The sequence below is a fragment of the Streptomyces sennicomposti genome, assembly GCF_019890635.1.
GTDB classification, from domain to species: Bacteria; Actinomycetota; Actinomycetes; order Streptomycetales; family Streptomycetaceae; genus Streptomyces; species Streptomyces sennicomposti.
In genome coordinates this window covers 65,938-81,903 of record NZ_JAIOAB010000001.1, presented here as the reverse complement: position 1 = coordinate 81,903, position 15,966 = coordinate 65,938, and the positions used below count along the sequence as shown (strand labels likewise).

14 protein-coding genes are annotated in these 15,966 nt (G+C 68.3%); 9 read left to right on the top strand and 5 right to left on the bottom strand.

Annotated elements, in window-relative coordinates:
* Positions 1-42 precede the first annotated feature (42 nt).
* Both K7787_RS00275 and K7787_RS00270 read right to left on the bottom strand, forming a co-directional pair.
* Complete coding sequence (locus K7787_RS00275; protein ID WP_223000038.1) at positions 43-738, bottom strand: ATP-binding protein; 696 nt, start codon at positions 736-738, stop codon at positions 43-45.
* The gene (locus K7787_RS00270) at positions 735-1,625 is read right to left on the bottom strand and encodes a hypothetical protein (protein WP_223000129.1); all 891 of its coding nucleotides are present in this window, start codon (positions 1,623-1,625) and stop codon (positions 735-737) included. Before K7787_RS00270 ends, K7787_RS00275 begins: the two co-directional genes overlap by 4 nt.
* 268 nt (positions 1,626-1,893) lie before the next feature.
* Between K7787_RS00270 and K7787_RS00265 the strand changes: the two genes are divergently transcribed.
* The 4 genes from K7787_RS00265 (at position 1,894) to K7787_RS00250 (ending at position 6,263) form a co-directional block, all read left to right on the top strand.
* A complete protein-coding gene (locus K7787_RS00265; protein WP_223000037.1) occupies positions 1,894-2,178 on the top strand; it encodes a helix-turn-helix domain-containing protein in 285 nt (94 codons plus the stop codon).
* 86 nt (positions 2,179-2,264) lie between these two features.
* Positions 2,265-2,501 carry a helix-turn-helix transcriptional regulator gene (locus K7787_RS00260; protein WP_223000036.1) on the top strand — a complete coding sequence of 79 codons (237 nt, stop codon included), beginning with the start codon at positions 2,265-2,267 and terminating at the stop codon, positions 2,499-2,501.
* Positions 2,498-3,937 carry a tyrosine-type recombinase/integrase gene (locus tag K7787_RS32215; RefSeq protein WP_223000035.1) on the top strand — a complete coding sequence of 480 codons (1,440 nt, stop codon included), beginning with the start codon at positions 2,498-2,500 and terminating at the stop codon, positions 3,935-3,937. Before K7787_RS00260 ends, K7787_RS32215 begins: the two co-directional genes overlap by 4 nt.
* Positions 3,938-3,983: 46 nt before the next feature.
* Positions 3,984-6,263 (top strand): HEAT repeat domain-containing protein, encoded by a 2,280-nt coding sequence (locus K7787_RS00250; protein ID WP_247720384.1) that lies wholly within the window; start codon positions 3,984-3,986, stop codon positions 6,261-6,263.
* A gap of 55 nt (positions 6,264-6,318) precedes the next feature.
* Here K7787_RS00250 and K7787_RS00245 read toward each other — a convergent pair whose 3' ends face one another.
* On the bottom strand, positions 6,319-7,143 hold the full coding sequence (locus K7787_RS00245; protein ID WP_223000034.1) for an SUKH-3 domain-containing protein: 825 nt from the start codon (positions 7,141-7,143) through the stop codon (positions 6,319-6,321).
* Between the two features lie 112 nt (positions 7,144-7,255).
* Here K7787_RS00245 and K7787_RS00240 point away from each other — a divergent pair, with 112 nt between their 5' ends.
* Positions 7,256-8,782 (top strand): S1 RNA-binding domain-containing protein, encoded by a 1,527-nt coding sequence (locus K7787_RS00240; protein WP_308036258.1) that lies wholly within the window; start codon positions 7,256-7,258, stop codon positions 8,780-8,782.
* 17 nt (positions 8,783-8,799) lie between these two features.
* On the opposite strand, the gene K7787_RS00235 is transcribed toward K7787_RS00240, so the two are convergent.
* The gene (locus K7787_RS00235; RefSeq protein ID WP_223000033.1) at positions 8,800-9,135 is read right to left on the bottom strand and encodes a hypothetical protein; all 336 of its coding nucleotides are present in this window, start codon (positions 9,133-9,135) and stop codon (positions 8,800-8,802) included.
* 904 nt (positions 9,136-10,039) lie between these two features.
* Between K7787_RS00235 and K7787_RS00230 the strand changes: the two genes are divergently transcribed.
* From K7787_RS00230 to K7787_RS32035, 4 genes are all read left to right on the top strand, one after another.
* Positions 10,040-10,657, top strand: a complete 618-nt coding sequence (locus K7787_RS00230) for a tyrosine-type recombinase/integrase (RefSeq protein ID WP_223000032.1) — start codon at positions 10,040-10,042, stop codon at positions 10,655-10,657.
* Between the two features lie 98 nt (positions 10,658-10,755).
* On the top strand, positions 10,756-11,094 hold the full coding sequence (locus K7787_RS32210) for a helix-turn-helix domain-containing protein (protein WP_308036257.1): 339 nt from the start codon (positions 10,756-10,758) through the stop codon (positions 11,092-11,094).
* Between the two features lie 66 nt (positions 11,095-11,160).
* Entirely contained in the window at positions 11,161-12,249 is a 1,089-nt protein-coding gene (locus K7787_RS00220) for a tyrosine-type recombinase/integrase (protein ID WP_223000031.1), read from the top strand.
* Positions 12,250-12,627: 378 nt separating this feature from the next.
* The gene (locus K7787_RS32035; RefSeq protein WP_282107210.1) at positions 12,628-12,762 is read left to right on the top strand and encodes a hypothetical protein; all 135 of its coding nucleotides are present in this window, start codon (positions 12,628-12,630) and stop codon (positions 12,760-12,762) included.
* A 127-nt stretch (positions 12,763-12,889) separates the two neighbouring features.
* Here K7787_RS32035 and K7787_RS00215 read toward each other — a convergent pair whose 3' ends face one another.
* Positions 12,890-15,874, bottom strand: a complete 2,985-nt coding sequence (locus K7787_RS00215) for an RNaseH domain-containing protein (RefSeq protein WP_223000030.1) — start codon at positions 15,872-15,874, stop codon at positions 12,890-12,892.
* Between the last annotated feature and the right edge of the window lie 92 nt (positions 15,875-15,966).

Here is a 15,966-nt window from a genome sequence, read left to right as displayed (position 1 = left end):
GGGGACCAGGGACCGCACGGTCCCCGGTCCCCAGCAGGGAGGTCAGGCTGCGGGGTGGCGTCTGCGGTCGGGGCCGTCGAGGATGACGCGTTCGGTCATCTCGGCGAGGCGGGAGGCGACGCGGTCGCCGAGGGCGGTGCGTAGGTCGGCGGTGGGGAGGTTGGTGGTGATCAGGGTGGGGCGCAGGTGCTCGTACCGGTGGTTGATCAGCCGGTAGGTGAGCTCCTCGGTCCACTCGCTGGTCTTGGCCGCTCCGAGGTCGTCCAGGAGCAGCAGCGGGCAGCGCGCCAGGGCCTGCAGCTCGCGTTCGCTGTCGAAGCCGGAGCGTGGGCGCAGGCGGGCGTACAGGTCGGCGGCGGTGATGGCCTCCCAGCGCAGGCGTACGCCGGCGGTGAGGAGGGCGCGGATGGCGCCGTACGCCTGGTGGGTCTTGCCGGTGCCGGTGGGGCCGGCGATCAGCAGGGACGGGCCCTCCGAGATTCCCGGTGCGCCTGCCGGTCCGGGGCGGCCGGCGCGGGTGATCTCGTCTACCCAGGCGGTGACGTGGGGGTGGTCGGTCAGGGCGCGCCGGTAGCGGGCGGGGATGCGGGCGTCGGCCAGCTCCAGCGCGGTGACGGGCTCTGGCAGCGGCTCGTGCGCGGTGGTGGCAGGGCCGATGCCCCGCTGGGTCAGGATGGCGCCGAGGCGGTCGGCGATCCGGCCGACCTGGTGCGGGTCCCGGGTGAGGGTGGCGGTCACAGGTCACCTCCGTAGGCGACGGCGACGTCGGCGGGGTTGGTCCACGGCCGGTGGGCGGCGGGCGCGGGCGTGGCGGCGTTCATGGCCTCGTGCACCAGGCTGGGCAGGGTGCTCGGGTGCAGGCCCTTGGCACGGTTCCGATCGAGACCCGCCCGTACGTGGACGGGGTCGATGCCCTCGTCGAGGAGCTTGCGCACCTGCCCGCCGAGATGGCTGAGGACGTCTCGGGGCGGTCGGTGCGTGCACGCGGCGGCGTACTCGCCGATCAGGTCCTTCGCCGAGACAGTCTGCGGCGCGGGGGCGCTCGCGCCCCCCAACGGGGTAGTTCCTAGATCCCTGTTCCTAGGTCCTAGATCCGGACCGTGAGGGCTCACCACAGGCTCCGTGAGCCCTCCCTGCGTCAGTGGCGAGGGCTCACGGAATCCGCCCTGACCTGCGGATTCGCCGTTCACGGAGATCTCCGTGAGTCCTCCCGGCCGAGTCACGGAGGGCTCCGTGACCGCTCCGGGCACCCGCGATGAGGGCTCACGCGGAACACCGAGATCGTGGTGCGGGCACGGGGGATTGCGGACGCCGCTGGGGCGATTGATCTTCTGGTGCTGGGCGAAGGTGACGATGTGCAGGTATCGCTTGCCGTCGCCTCCCTCGTAGCGGCAGATCAACCCGGCCCCATCGAGCTGGGTGAGGTCGTCCTCGACCTCCACAGGCCCGTGCTCGCGGCGCAGCGACCACAACTGGCCGGCGATGACCGCGGCCTGGTCGCGGAGGCGGCCCTGGTCGTCGGCCTGGGTGAGCAGGCCGAAGAAGGTCCGCTCGGCGGACAGCGACACGGACGCGAGGGACTCCGACGCGAACGCCTCGGGCTTGATGGTGCGGATACGGGCGATGTCGATCGACCACCATTCGGAATCGGGAAGGGGGACAGGGAATCCGGCGGCGCCGGGGTGCGTGGACAACACAGCCACACCCGGTGCGCGAAAGTCCAGACTTGATTCTGAAACCACACACAAGTCGTCTCACCCACGGTCCGGTGACTGTAGACCCGAGATCCCGGTTGGCGAAATCATCGCCAGAAATCGCCGTGTGATCCGCATCGCTCACGGCAGACAGGAAAGCCCTTCCGAAAAGGACGGCGCGCAAGCTACAACACCACCCATGCCGCCACGCCCCCTCGAAATCGGACCCGCCGGACGAACCGCCGCCCACGCCATCGAACGCACCCGCACCGCCCGCGGCTACTCCCAGCGCCAGCTCGCCGCCCGCGTCACCGCCCTCGGCCGGCTCATGACGTTCACCGCGCTCTCCCGCATCGAACGCACCGTCCGCCGCTGCGACATCGACGACCTCGTCGCCATCGCCACGGCCCTCGGGGTCGCCCCGCAGGTCCTCCTCGCCGACCCCCTCGCGCTCCCCGGGGCGGTTGGAGCGGGCGCAACATAGCCGACGATCGCCGGTTAGCCTAACCGGGAATTTTGCGGATGATTGTGGGTCCCGGAACGCCCATCGTGCCGGACCCTGCCAGAGCCATGTCCATTCCCGAGAGAGAAACCTTGCGCCGACCCCCGATATCCGCCACCCGCCGTTCCGAAGAAAAGCTCACCGTCGACGAGCTCTGTGAAGAGCTGCGGATTTCCCGGTCGACCTTCTACGACTGGCGCCAGAAAGGGCGCGCGCCCCAGTGCGTGAAACTTCCGAACGGCAGCCTGCGCATCCGCCGCAGCGACCTGGAGAACTGGCTCTCCGACTGCGAGGCCGCTGCGTGACCAACCGGTCCTACAAGGTCCGCTTCTACAAGACGGAGGTCTACGAGGGGAAGCGCGGCACCACGTACACCGTGCGCTGGTCGGTCGACGGCCGGCGGCACGGTGAGACGTTCAAGAAGAGCGCGCTCGCCGAATCCTTCCGCGCCACCCTGCTCGTCGCCGCCAACAATGGCGAGCCCTTCGACCTGGACACCGGCCGTCCTGCCTCCCACGCCGCGCCGTCCACCGAGATCACCTGGTACGACTTCGCCCTCCAGTACGTCGACATGAAGTGGTCCCGCATCTCGGCGAACAACCGCATCAGCACCGCCAAGGCCCTGACTAAGGCCACGCTCGCCCTCCTCCGGGCCGAACCCGTCCAGTACGAGGGCGTCGACATCCGCAAGGCGCTGCGCGAGTACGCCTTCAACAAGAACCGCCGGGAGGAGGCCCCCTCCGAGTACCGGGCGATCCTGTCCTGGATCCGGCGCAACTCGCTACCGATGAGCGTCTGGGAGGACACCAAGCACGTCGACGCCGTCCTCCACGCGCTCGACACCGTCCTCGACGGCACGCCGGCCGCCGCCAGCTCCGCCACGCGCTACCGCCGCATCCTCAACGTGGCCCTGCGCCACGCAGTCCGCCAGAACGTCCTCCGAGTCAACCCCATGCCCAAGGGGAAGGAGGACAACACCGCCCCGAAGACCTCCAGCGCGGTCGACAAGCGGTCCCTCCTCAACCCCCACCAGGTGGCTGCCCTGCTCCTTTGGATCGCCGCGCGTCCTCGCACCGGCCACCGGCTCACCGTGTTCTTCGCGACCCTGTACTACGCCGGCCTACGCCCCGAGGAAGCGGTCGCCCTGCGAGTTGAGGACGCCATCCTCCCGGCTACCGGCTGGGGCGAGCTCCGTGTCCACACGGCGGAGCCTGAGGTCGGCAGCCACTGGACCGACGACGGCGAGGTCCACGAGACCCGAGACCTTAAGGGCCGGGCATCCGGCGACACCCGTACCGTCCCCCTTCACCCCGAACTGGTCGCGAGCCTTCGGGACCTGATCGCCCGCGATCAGCTCAAGCCCGGCGACCTGCTCTTCTCCGGTGAGAAGGGCGGCCTCCTGGCAGGCTCCGTCTACCGACGGATCTGGGCCAAGGCCCGCAAGGCCGTCCTGCCCGAGCACGAGTTCAAGTCGCCTGTCGGGAAGCGCGTATACGACCTCCGGCACACCTGCCTGACGACCTGGCTCAACAACGGCATCCCACCCGCCCAGGTCGCCGAATGGGCCGGCAACAGCGTCCCCGTCCTGCTCTCCACCTACGCCCGCTGCATCGCCGGCCAGATTGCCGAACTTCAGCAGCGCATCGAAGGCCCCCAGGCGCTGCCCGGTCCGCGGTTGCCTTCGAGTATCGGGCCTACCCGTGCCGCAGTCTCTTCGACGAGAGGTGCGCGGGCAAGGTGACGTCTGACGGCACGATAATTTCGCGTGTTGCCGACGGCGCCGCGCCTTGAAGGCCGTTCTGTCTGATGTGCCGTCGCGTAACACGGCCGGTTACTTCAACCAGCTGGAAGGGCGCCCGATGAGCCGTGCTGCTGGCTGCGGAGAGTCTCTGTCAGGGGCGGATGGCACCATGCCCCGCATGGATCTCGCACACCCGCTCGACGGCCTGGACGCTGTGCCCTGGGCCGCCTCCTCCCACGCGTACGGCAGCGCGGAAGACGTTCCCGACTTGCTTCGCGCTCTGACCGGTACGGACGTGGCTGCGGCGGACGAAGCACTGTCGGAGCTGTACGGGAGCGTGCTGCATCAGGGGACGGTCTACGCGGCCAGCGCGGAAGCGGTGCCGTTCCTCGCCAGGATCGCGGCGGCCGGCCACCGTACGGCTGACGTCCTCGGGTTGCTCGGTGGCATGGCCGAGAGCGAGGACGAGTACGAGGTGGCGCCGGGCGGGGTGCGGGCGGCCGTGGCCGAGCAGTTGGTGCTGCTTCTGCCGCTGCTGGCCGATGCCGAGCCGGACGTCCGGCGGACCGCCGCCTGGGCGGTCTCGAACACCCGTGTCCCCGACACTGTGCTGCCCGCGCTGCGTTCCTGCTGGGCGGAGGAGACCGAGCCCGCCGTCCGGGCCGAGGTCCTGGCCGGGACCGCTCGGCTCGACCCGCAGTGGGGAGCAGCTGAGGCGGTTTCCGTCCTGGACCCGTCCCAGCCCGCCGTGGTGCGGCTGGCCGCCCTCTTCGCCTGCCTCGACGCGGGCGCTCCGTGGAACGAGTCCCTGCACGCGACGATGCTGTCGCTCCTGCCTGCCGACTCCTTGCGTTCCGACTTCGACCTCGAACGCGGCGAGCCGCTGGCCGCCGTCGTCGAGACCCTCCTGGGCCGGGATCACGGACCGGCGCGGGAGGCGGCGTTCGCCCTGGTCGACGCGGCCCTGCGCGACAGTCGGGCCGAGGTCCGGGCCGAAGGCGCCTGGGCAGCCGACCGCGCCTGCATGCTCTCGCGCAGTGCCCCGCAGCAGTTGGTGGAGAGCCTGCGTGCGGCGGCTGTCGACGACAAGGCCGTGGTGGACATGGCGTCTCTCTTGGGGCGGCTGGCCCAAGCTGCCGAACCCGCTGCGGACGTGCTCGCCCCTCTCGCCGGACGGAACCTGGATCGGGAGGACGAGCACGCCGACCGTGCTCTGGCCGCACTCGTGCTCGTCGCACCCGAGCAGGCTGCCCCGCTCCTCGCCGCCGGCCTCGGGCGCCGCCCGCGCGCCCTCGACGCGGCGACCGGACCGTGGGACGCGGAAAGCGCGGCCTTCCCGTTCGACAGGGAACTCCTCGATGCCGTTCGCTCTCGCCTCTCCCGGCCCGCGGCGCTCAGCGGCAACGAACCATGGCAGCTGACCAGTCTGTTGGCCGGGTGGGGTGCCGAGGCTGCGGCCGCGCTGCCCGAGCTGTGCGCAGCGGTCCCCCATATTCCCGGCCAGGCCACACGTGCCCTTGCCTCCGTCGCGGCAGACTGCGCTCCAGCGGATCGCGACATGGCCGTCACCGCGCTGCGGGCGGCAGCCCAACGGGACGTCCTCCCGGCGGCGAAGGCCCTGTACGACCTCACGGACGATTCCGAACCGCTGCTGCGATGTCTCGAACAGGAACTCGGCCGGGGTGGCCGCGACCTGCGCGACGCCGCCAGGACCGCTGCCGTACTCGGTTCCCGAGGAGCGGCTCTGGCGCCACTCCTGCGTGGGGCGCTCAGCGACCCGGACAAGGGCACCACGCCCGCGCTGGACACGGACACGGCCCTCGCCGAAGCCCTGTGGCGTGTCACGGGGGACCCGGAACCTGTCGTCGCCGTCCTTGCGTCGGTCTTCGACCGCGCCGCGCAGAGCCAGTGGACCCGCTGGTTGGTGGCGCGGGCCGCCCGGGCGACCGCGTTCCTCGGCCCGGCCGGTCGTCCGCTCACCGCCAGGCTGGAGGCGGCCCTGGACGACCCGGTACAGGCGCCGGCCGCGGCGCTGGCCCTCGTCGCCGTGGCGGACCCTGCCGCTCTGGACCACGCCGCGCTCGCCTCGGCCGCCCTGGCGTCCGCCGAGTCGGACGCCGATCCGGCAGGGGCCTGCGACGCCTTGGAAGCCCTCGGAGGCGCCGCCCTGACCGACGACCACCTGCGCCGGCTCGCGGTCCTCGCCGACGGCGACGCCCGGGTGGTCCGCTCGGGCGTCGAGAATCGCATCATCCGCCAGGACGAAGCCTTCCGGGACCGCGCCCGGGCGCTCCTCACCATGTTCAGGGATACCGCGGCGTCCTGAGCGGACGACCACGAGCGTTGTGCCGACGGCTCAGGACGTTCTCCTGCGCCCCGGCCTACTCGGGTTCCGGCATGCGCACGGGCATGACGCCGAGAACGAGGTTCTCCATGGCCTCGGGCATACGGCCGAATCGCGCCAGCCAGTCGTCGACGACGTACAGTTCACCGTCCTCGTCCAGGCCGAGAAACGCGTGACCACCGGCGAGTTCGCCGACCGGGAAGAGGCGGTGGCCGATCTCCTCGCCCCACTCGTCGAAGCGGTCGGCCTCGCCCAGCGCCAGGAGCGGGTCCAGATCGACGGGTTCCCGGGCGCGGGTGATGCCGACGCCACCATGCCCGACCGCCAGTCCTCCGAACTCGCGCAGGAAGTCCTCGGCAGCGGCATGAGAGCGGAAGCCGTTCTGTTCCAATCGCCGTTTCCACCCCGCCGTATCGACAGCCCGTCCGGCATGCCAGCCCGCCTCCCGCAGGACTTGCTCCACCTCGGGTGACCAGGTGTGTGGCCCCACCGGCCTGACGACGTCGTCGGTGCGCACCAGGCCCGCTGCGAACGCGGCGGCCTTTGCCGGGTCGCGCGTCGTCAGCCGGACGATCTCTCCCCGCCGGTCGTGGCCCACTACCTCGTACCCGTCGGGCCGGGCGAACATCGCTGGAAGTGAGGCGTGCCCCCACTCCTCCCACTTGTCCTCAGTGGACACGCTCAGCTGCTGCATCGACACCCAGGGGTACATCGCACCGAGCGTGGTGTTGCGGCCGGCCGCCTCGATCAGGCGCCCCAGGGACGGCGGACCCTGCTGCTCATCAGCGGGCCGAGGACGGTAGGTCTCCAGTAGCTTCGACCAGGCTGCTGTGTGACCGCGCGACGCGGGAGCGGAATCCATGCACCGACCCTGGCGGTGCCGATCGCCTCCGTCAACGGATATGCCTGTGGACACCGGCATCCGACGTGCGACGATCCCGGCGTGAACGCTCCAGACAACCCTTTCTCGCGGGGTGGCAGGCAGCGTGCTGGATGATGGGACGGTGCAGCTCCCCTACGTCTACCGCGTGACCAAGTACGACCCCGCCGACCGTGACGAACACGGGTATTACACCGGCAGTGAGGACACGGTCAGCGATCACGGCGAGGTCGAGGCGTCTTATCTTCAGGCGGTCGCGGCCTTCGCCGAGGACACCGGCGTCGAGCACCTGGCCGTACGTGAACCGCAGGTCCCGTCCTTCGCGCACTTCGGTTCGGAGCCGCCGGTGGACGGCTTTGGGTTGGCCGGGTTCTTCCCTGCCGGTCCGACCGGTTTTCACGACGGGGCAGAGGTGCCGCTCGACATCGCGCTGGAGCTGGTGCGTGCCATGTTGCGTGACAACGGCGCCTGGTGCCGGCTGGAGGCAGAAGGCGCGTTCGCGGTCCATGTGGGATGGGACCAGTACCTCTACATCGGCAGTAGCCGGCCCTGCGAGGAGGCGCTGGCCCGAACCCGCGCGCTGGGGCTGTTTCCGGAACGCCTGGGCTCCTCTCCGTACGAGATGGAGACCGACGGCGCAGATGTCCAGAGGCCCGGCGACGACGAGTTCTGGGCCGGTCTGCGCTGGGCAGTCGCCGCATGCCGCGCCGGGCTTCTGGAAGAGACGTACGCCGAAGGCGCCTCGCGATGGCACCGCCTCACGCGCGACTCCATCGACACGGTTCGCGCCGGGATCGCTCCCCGCGCCCGGCTGGCCGTATGGCCGGACCTGCCCCCCGACGTCGATGCAGTCATCGGCACCCTCCCCGCCGAGGGCCTCGTCGAATGTGTCTGGCAGGACAAGAGCGGCCGGATCCACAGCGCTGTCGCTGACGAGGATGAGTTCGCGGAGCTGGCCGCCCGGCTGTCCGACGCCGAAGCTGCGGCGCTCCTGCCCGTGTATGCCGATGAACGTGCGCCTCTGTTCACCGCCGTCATGCCTGACGACGACGGAGTGGTACGGGCCCGCTGGCAGACCGAGCCGACGCCGAGCGACCGGAACTGGGCCTTCCTCAAGACCCTTCACCGAGGCGAGACCGTCACCGGCACGGTGACCCACATCGCCGACTTCGGCGTCACCTTCGTGGACATCGGCGGCTTCGAAGCGATGATCAATATCCCCGAGCTGTCATGGCGCCCCTTCGACCACCCGTCCGACGTCGTCTCCGTCGGTCAGGAGGTCAACGCCGAAATCCTCGACGTCGATCCCGTCCGCGAACGCGTATCACTGTCCCTCAAGGCCCTGTACGAAGATCCGATGCCATTGCTGACCGTGCAGATCGGCCAGACCCTCGTCGGCCGCGTCACCAGACTCATACCGTTCGGCGTCTTCGTACGCATGGAAGAGGTGGAGAACGGTTTCGAGGGGCTGGTACACAACTCCGAACTGGCCGACGAGCGCCTGGAAAACCCTCAGTTCGGCATCCAGGTGGGTGACGCACTACTGGTCAAGATCCTTGACATCGACACGGTCCAGCGTCGAATCACCCTCTCGCACCGGCAAGCTGTTTCCGGGCTCTAGCCCAGGCCGTCTGACGATCAAGGCGACGGGACGAAAGCCGCCGACTGGTCAAGCAGGAAGGGCGAGCCGGACCCGGCAGGCTCCCAGCCCTGCGCCAGTGCCTCTTTGATACTGGCGGCAACATGATCCGGCCTGACGGGCTCCGCTTCAAGGCCCAGCCAGTTACTGGGGTGCGGCTGGCCCGTGGTGACAACCAACGTCCTGCCCGGGCGGTCGTCGTCGGCGAGTTCGACGGCGTAGGCCAAAGGCGTCCAGCACAGTCCCTGCGTGGAGGACGGCTTCCGGCGGATCCGCCAGCGGTAGGCGGCCCCGTCGACTGTGATCCGCCGAGAACCCTTCTTGTTCAGCGCCATCAGGCCCCTCTCCTACTCTCGGACTGTAACGCCCTGCCATCGGCTTGTCCCCGTAGATCCCTGGAGGAGGTGCCGCCGCCCCTCTGCGATGCCGATCCGCGGCCCGGCCGACTCGGCTGGCAGGCGTGGGGCCGAGCCTGTCGTCGGGGATCCGTACCTGTGGTGCGCCAGCTTCAGCGCCGGCGTGCCGCACGACTTGGTTGTGATCTTCGCTTCTACGGTCGCCTCGCCCCACCCCGTGCCTCGCCCCACCCCGTGCCTCGCCCCACCCCGTGCCCCGCCCCACCCTGCCGGCCGGTGCGGAGGGGTGGCTCACGGCCGTCCGGCCGGGGGCTGATCGGCACAGGAGAGCCCGCCGGTCGGACTGAGGCATGGCTGCGGGTAGGACCAAACTTCGGGAAGTTTTCGGGAAAAGTAGCCGCCAGAGCCCGCCTCTGACCGGTTTCAGTCGGACGGATTCAGCCATCCGACGCTCTCCCTTCGGCACCCCCACCTCCGGCTGAAAACCGCCCCTGACCAGCAAAAAGACCCCTCCCAAAGGAGGGGTCCCGCTGCGCGCCCCCGGCAGGACTCGAACCTGCGGCCAAGTGCTTAGAAGGCGCCTGCTCTATCCTCGCGTTTCCTGGCCGTCGAGGGGCAGGTATGGGCGGGTTCGGGCAGATTCGCCGACAGCAGACACATTGAGTCCCATACGGACTGGATTAACTCGGCGAAGGAAGCAAACCTAGAGCGGTCTTGAGAAAGCAGGACCTGCTTTCTGCGCATCAGTCGGGACCGCGAGAGGTGCGTCGCGGGCGCAACATAGCCGACGATCGCCGGTTGGCCAAACCGGCGCTTCTCCAGACCATTGAATGACCAGGGGATGCCGACGCGTCCCGATGTCTCGTGTGAGGAGTCATGTAGCTTGTCGAAGCTGGCAATAGGTGAATCGTCCTTGCTCTCTGCGGACCATGTTCGCGCCCTTCTGGAGTGGATCCAGGAGGAATCTTCGGGAGCCGTTTTCCCTTTCCTCGCCTCTATGGCGGGCACCGCCCTTTCGCCGGGTGAAGCAGCCTCGGTCCGGGCACAGGACGTGACGCTCCCGGACGGGGAGTTCGGGGAGGTGTTGGTCCGTGCTGATGAGCGCCGGAAGGTTCCTGTCTCCCCGGACGTCGTGGGTGTGCTGAGGCGCTGGATAGACGAGGCGGGTTTGGAAGCTGAAGACCTGCTGTTCCCGGCCGAGCGGGGTGGGCCGTTGGCGTCCTCCGAATACAAGAGGGCGTGGAGGCACGCTCGCCAAGCGGTGTTGAGCCCGGACGAGGTGCAGGCGGGCTTGGGGGAGCAGGTCTCCAGCCTGCGTGACTCCTGTCTGGACCGCTGGCTCGAGGCGGGCGTTCCTGCGTGGGGTGTCGCCGAGTGGGCTGGCGTGAGTGCGAGCTGGATTGCGCTGCGGTACCCGCACCGCTTCCGGCTGGAAGACATCGAGATCGACTGGGAGCACCTGGAAGAGATCCTGCGCCTTTCGGACATTCCCGAGCGGTAGTTTCCCCTCTCGCGCTCCGACTCACGATCCGAGCGCGAAGACCACCCGCCGAGCACATTTCGAACGTCGGCGGTCCACGCCGCACGCGGCCGTGTCACATGGCTCGACCCCCAGCGATCTGGTTCCCACTGCCCTACAGGGCCGGTTGCCCTGCGCCGTGGACTGCCGGCAGCCCGGCTGAATCAATTCACCTGCTTGGCCTTTCCCCCTCTGTTTCCGAGGACTCGCGCATGCCTGCCCGTTTGCTGTCCATTCCCGCTGTCGCCGCCGCCCTGGACGTCGACCGGCGCACCGTCTACCGCTTCATCGCCGCCGGCGACCTCCCGGTCGTCGACCTGCGCACCGGGACGGAACGATCTCGCGTCCGTGTCCCTGCTGCCGGGCTTGAGGAGTTCATCGCCAGGAGATTGGTTGGTTCCCCGCGCCCCCGTCGGTGAATTCTCGCCCCCAGCCCAGATCTCACCGCTTCCGAACAAAGGAGTAGTACCGCGTACCTGCGCAAATTGAAGTCCGGCAAGTGGCAGGCGACCGTACGCAACCGGGCCGGAGACCGGTTCAGCGAGTCCTTCCCCCTTAAGGCCCAGGCGCGGGCCTGGGGCATCGAGCTGGAGACACAGTTCGCCCGCGGAGGCATGCGCGACCCGCGGGCCGGCGAGATCGCGTTCCGGGAGTGGCACGACCGGTGGTGGAACGCCCGCATCGTCGAACCCCACACGCTGCGGGGCGACGCGTCCAGCATCAAGAACCACGTCATGCCGTACTGGGCTGACCGGGAGATGCGGGCCATCACCCGCATGGACGTCCAGAGCTGGATACGCTCCCTGGTCGAGAAGGGCGCAGGCCCTGCCGCGATCAAGCGGGCCTACAACCTGACGTCGTCCATCATGCGCGCTGCTGTCGACGACGATGTGATCGCGGTGAGCCCGTGCCGCAGCATCGATCTGCCGCCCATCGCGGTCAAACCGCCGCAGTGGTTCACGCCTGACCAGGCGCAGAGCATCCTCGACGGACTCACCCCCGCCTGGCGGACGATGTGCCTGCTCGGCTTCTACACCGGACTGCGTTGGGGAGAGCTCTCCGGCCTGCACCGCCACCGCATCGACACACGCCGCTCCCGCCTGTTCGTCGTGGAGGTCAACACCAAGAGCGGCATCAAGGAGTACCCCAAGAGTTCCAAGAGTCGCCGGGAGGTCCCGCTCCCGCCCCACGTCCTCGCAGCTCTCGAACGCCACATCCACCGGCTCGACCGCGACGCAGTGGTCTTCACGACCATCACCAAGGGCCGCTCCGGGCGCCTCCTCGCCGACAGCAACTGGCGTCGGCAGATCTGGTGGCCTGCTGTCGAGGCTGCCTACCATTTCGGCGACGACGGCGAGTTGCAGCTCGTCCCGCACTACCCGCCGCACTCCATGCGCCATACCTGCGCTTCGTGGCTTGTCCAGAGGGGAGTTTCGCTCTACGAAGTTCAGCACCTTCTCGGCCACGAGAGCTTCCAGACCACCCAGCGCTACGCCCACCTCCAGCCGGACGCCCATAAGGCTGTGCTGGGAGCCTGGGAACGCATGGAAACCCCGCTCACCATCGTCGCATGAACGTTCCTTTGCCCTGTCCTCCACGGACAGGGCAAAGGTGTTTCCCGGTTGAGCCGGCCGGGTCACGTTCGCGGGTCGGTTGACCAGTCGCCGGGAAGCGTCCAGCGGCCGTCTGCGTCGAACGGCCACGCGTAGGCGTAGGCACCGATCTTCGCCAGCTCACGCAGCGCCTCCCGCTCGGCAGGCGGATCCACAGGAGTGCGCAAGGGCTCCCTCAAGGGGTCGAGTTGCACCGCGTACGCCTCAGCCCATTCCAGCCAGTCCGCCTCGTCCGTCGCGACCGGCGCCTCGCCTGCTCGGGCGCGGGCTGTCTGGCAGAAGGCGCATCTCTTCGGTCTGCCGCCAGGCCCGAATCTGCCCGGTAAGAATCGTCGCCCTGTGCTGCTCGATCTGCTGCTCGCGAGCCCGCGCGACGGCCGTGTACCAGCGGCGCCGTTGCTCGGCCTCACGCAGCTCCTTCTCCTGCTCACGGCGGTCGGCTTCCGCCGCAAGGCGTTCGAGATCCTGCAGTAGATGTCCCAGCCGTGACTCCAATGTCCAGCGGGCGCCGTCGAGATGAGTGCGACCAGCGTTGCTGCCGTACGGTGGCGGCCTCATCTTCGAGGCCGCCACACAGTACGGCTCGGAGCCGTCCCTGTACCTACAGGTCGGTGCCGCTGGCTTCCCTCAAAATTTCGATGCTCTCAAAGTCCTTCGGCGCGGAGCGTCGGTACTGGGGGTGGCCAAGGTCCATCTGAAGCGCGGCGTGGAGCGGGGCCGGGTATCGCGTCCGGTCTGACCAGGAGAGCGCCTGGTGGCAGAGCCGAGCCGCGGCAACCGCGAGAGTCTCTCGGTCGTAGCCGTCCCGCGTGTGCATGGGGGTGATCTCCCTGGTGGTCATGCTGTACCACGGTGCGTTGAGTTCGTTCTCCTTGCGTTCGTCGGCATTCTTCGATGCCTTCCCGGGGTCTGCGCGCCAGCGGGTCTTCCACTGCCCGTGGCGCTTCTTGCCGTAGTTGCGGGGTTCGGTGAACAGGAACCAGGGATGACCTTCGGGCCGGGATTCCGGGTAGTAGAGGTCGCTGGAGGTCTTGACAGTGACGGTCTTGCCGTTCTTCTGCTTTTCGGTGACGGCGACCAGGCGGGGCATTTCCGCCTGCGCGCAGTTCATGCGGATGATGCTGACCGGGTTCCAGGACGGGGGCAGTCCGCTTGCGGGGAGCCAGAGGCGCGGGTCGCCGGGATCTTTTCCGAGGCCCTGCTTGTTGTTGTGGAGGCCGGGCCATACGCGGCGGCTGGCGTGGCCGTCGATCATCAAGGCGTAGGGCAGGCCGTCGAGCTCATCGTGGAGCTCTTGGAGGGCGGTGCGGACGTCTTCACCAGCCTGCGCCCAGCGCTGGATTTCGCCGTCGCCGTTTTCAGTGTGAAGAGGGTAGTTGGCGGCGTGGAAGTTGCTCTGTGCGAGGGCGTAGTGCTCCCACCGCGGGTGGATGTTGCTCCAGGCGATCATGTGCCACGGGCCGCCGGGTTCAGGGGAGGGGATGATTGCGCTGGCGGTGATGATCCTTTTGGGCTGGCCCTTGTACTTGCGGTCCGTGGCCTGCTTGCGGATGTGGATGCCGCAGAAGGCCATGCGGGGCAGCGGGTAGGGGTCGTCGTCGGGGTAGAGGGCACGCTCGAACCGGTCGTCCACGACCCCGCATGAACGGTAAAGGTCCAGCAGACCCATGTAGACGCGGTGGTCTTCGAAGGCTTTCGCGGGCTTCTTGATGATGTTGAAGGTCTTGGTGAACGGGTCATACTCGCGGCCGATGAGGAATTGGGACGGCACTGCGGCCTTGGCGAGCTCCCGTACGACTTGGTGCTTGGCGTCATTCTCCGCGAGGACGGTCTTCACTTCGGCGGGCTTCATGCCCTCGTGTTCCTCGCCGCGCACTGGGATCTCTGTTTCACACCAAGCGGCGAGGAGGACGCCGGGTTCTGCGAACGTGCCGCTGATCCTTTGGGCGTCGGTGGCGCGCTGAGTGCCGGGGCCGTGCTCCAGCAGGGATTCGGCGTTGCAGAAGACAGCTTCGATGCCGTCAGCGAGTGGGAATGACTTCTTTCCGTCGGGGTCAGGATCGATGCCCTCCGGGTCCAGGCCGTAGGGGTGGGCGAGGCCGTGGATCATCCGCGTAAGGGTCGCGTCGCGGTACCACAGGCACAGGATGCGGAGTTTCTTGTATCCGGCTGCCTCGATGGAACGGCGGATACCCTCCGGGGAGGGCTTGCCGATGAGATCGACGTATTCGCCATCCTGCTTCTTCTGTTTCTTCTCTTTCTCCTGGGCGGGGGAGGCGGGCTCGTGGGAACGCTTACCGAAGACGTTCCCCTTCGACTTCAGGTCGAGCGGGGAGACGGCGTCACCGAAGACTCGCTGGATGTGTTCCCGCAGCAGCGAGAGATGGTAGATGCCGGCGCCGGTACCGACAGCGAAGGAGTCCGTCTTCGGCATGGTCGGCCTGATCGCTCCAGGAGGAGGGGTCAGGATGTCGATCCTCTTGCCGTTTTCGTCCCTGACGTTCAGGCGGCTGCGCTCATCGGCCACGCGTTCCTCGATGGCGTTCAGCGATGACCGGTCGGCGTCCATCTTCGCCAGGATTTCCAGCGCGTGCTTGTTCGTCTGTCGCAGACCGCGGCCATCCAGGGACACAGACATGATCGGCCGGTCTGGTCCCTGGTCCACGAGAACGGTGCTGGCGTGGATCACCGTGTTGTTGATGCGCCGGATGTGGGCGTCAAGATTCAGGACGGGGTTCGGCTCGGCCGTGTAGGTGGCCATCTTCACCGACAGGCGGGACAGCGCGTACTGGACTTGGCTGCGGGTGGGGTTCTCGGGACGGGCCTTGACTGCTTCGGCGAGGTCGACCGGGTGGGCGAGGGTGGCGAAGATCGGGCCGATGGGCTGTTCCCAGGCGATCAGGTCACCGTTACTGATGGGCCGGTACTGCACGGCCGCGACGTTCTCGGAGGGCTGCCAGTCGACGGTCCTGTGTTTCACCTGGCCGTTCGCCGCCTCGTACGCCTCACGGACCGGCTCGACTTCCCGGTCCAGGAAGGGCTTTGACGCCAGCTTCTTGGCGATGTGCCACTTCACCGCCTCATAGGCCCAGCTGTCCGGGCTGGCGGGCTTGCCGTCTTCCTCCTGGAGGATGTTCTTGGCAAGGCTGCGGTGCTCAGGAGTGACGTCCGTGACCAGTCGGGCCAAGGTGGGTGGATCCATGAAGGGGATCTCGTCCAGAGGGACACGTCGGACGATGCCTTCCAGGTAGGTGAAGACCGTTCTAAGGGTGTCGGGCTCCACAGGGTTGAGCGTGACCATGAAGGCCAGGTTCTTGTCCAGGTAGACGTAGCCATCGGTGATCTGTTGGAGCACGGTGACAGCGATGGAGTAGGGGACCAGGAAGGGGTCGGATTCCTGGACACCCTTGATCCATTTTCCGTTCTGTGAGGCCGTGCTCCCCAGTTCCCGCCAGGCCGTGCGGATGGGTGAGTGGTAGTCGCCGAAGTCCCAGACCAGGGCGGTCATGCCGTCCAGGAGCTCGGGGGTGCACCGGATGGATGTGGTGTGCGCGGTGAGATCCCGCTGCGTGTTGCTTCGCCCCATGAGCGGGGGTACCTCGTCTCTCGGTCTCTCCGTTTGGGAGAGGATGCGGGTCCGTCTCCGCCGCGGCAAGGCGGTGTGACAGGCGTGGTCAG

Bases quoted from the DNA above. Each gene is read 5' to 3' on its own strand.
- K7787_RS00265 (WP_223000037.1), top strand. From the start codon at position 1,894: ATGCCGCCACGCCCCCTCGAAATCGGACCCGCCGGACGAACCGCCGCC.
- K7787_RS00260 (WP_223000036.1), top strand. From the start codon at position 2,265: ATGTCCATTCCCGAGAGAGAAACCTTGCGCCGACCCCCGATATCCGCC.
- K7787_RS00245 (WP_223000034.1), bottom strand. From the start codon at position 7,143: ATGGATTCCGCTCCCGCGTCGCGCGGTCACACAGCAGCCTGGTCGAAG.
- K7787_RS00235 (WP_223000033.1), bottom strand. From the start codon at position 9,135: ATGGCGCTGAACAAGAAGGGTTCTCGGCGGATCACAGTCGACGGGGCC.
- K7787_RS32210 (WP_308036257.1), top strand. From the start codon at position 10,756: ATGGCTCGACCCCCAGCGATCTGGTTCCCACTGCCCTACAGGGCCGGT.
- K7787_RS00215 (WP_223000030.1), bottom strand. From the start codon at position 15,874: ATGGGGCGAAGCAACACGCAGCGGGATCTCACCGCGCACACCACATCC.